Annotated in this window: 1 protein-coding gene; it reads left to right on the top strand. The window is 68.7% G+C overall.

Annotation, left to right across the window (positions count from 1 at the left end):
• The coding region (locus CZ203_RS14375; RefSeq protein ID WP_159456296.1) for a hypothetical protein at positions 1-835 on the top strand (835 nt) is incomplete at both ends.

The raw sequence follows: 835 nt of genomic DNA, 5'->3' as shown, positions 1-835 counted from the left end.
CGCGGGCGTGCCCGGCGATGATATGGAAGCCGCGCTGCGCGCCGCGGAGCGGTACCGCCCGGCGGACATCAACGAGGCGCTCTATCTGTACGGCAAGGCGTATACGCTTGACAACGGGTATTACCGCTATATCGTCGCGGACGACGGTACGCGGGACGCGCTCAAACGGGTTTTTGCGGAGAACCGGTCTGCCGGCCGCCTGCCCTGGGGGTTCGGCAGCACGGTACCGGATACCCTGCTGCGGGCGGTGTTTGCGCCGGGGGAAGCGGTGGAATTGACCGCGGCGCAGCGTGCGGAAATGACGGTCCCGGCCGCGTTTTCGGTAAACAATGTCGTGCGCTGCGGGCAGGAGTACACGGCGACGCTCGCCTATCCCGGCACGGACGGGCAGGCCGGCTCCGCCCAGCGCGCGGCGCACCGCTATCCCTACGACCGGGTGCGCGCATACCGGCAGGATGGCCGCTGGGTCGTGCAGAGCCTGGCGCAGGGGGAGCGGGAAGCCCCGGTCGATTTCAGCCCCCGGTACGGCGGGGACGCTTTGCTCACCTATACGGCGTCTGACGGGGCTTTTGAATACCAAATCCTGCTGTCCTCGCATGCACAGCACGAGTTTTACAGCTTTTGCCCGGGGAAAGGCACCTGGCAGGAGCAGCAGGACCCGCTGGTCGCGCAGATGTTTGGCGGCAGCGGGGTGCGGCTCGCGGGCGGCGGCGGGCTGTATTCAGGCATCATGCGCGTCCGCCCGCTGGACGGCAGGACCGTGCCGGAGGGGCTGGGGGTCGCTTGCAGCACCGAGCCGCTGACGGAAGACGATATGCCGCCCGCGCCCGGGACC

Origin of the sequence: Intestinibacillus massiliensis, from assembly GCF_900155735.1 — a bacterium.
Taxonomy (GTDB): Bacteria; Bacillota; Clostridia; order Oscillospirales; family Butyricicoccaceae; genus Intestinibacillus; species Intestinibacillus massiliensis.
This window is presented reverse-complemented; position numbering and strand designations above follow the sequence as displayed.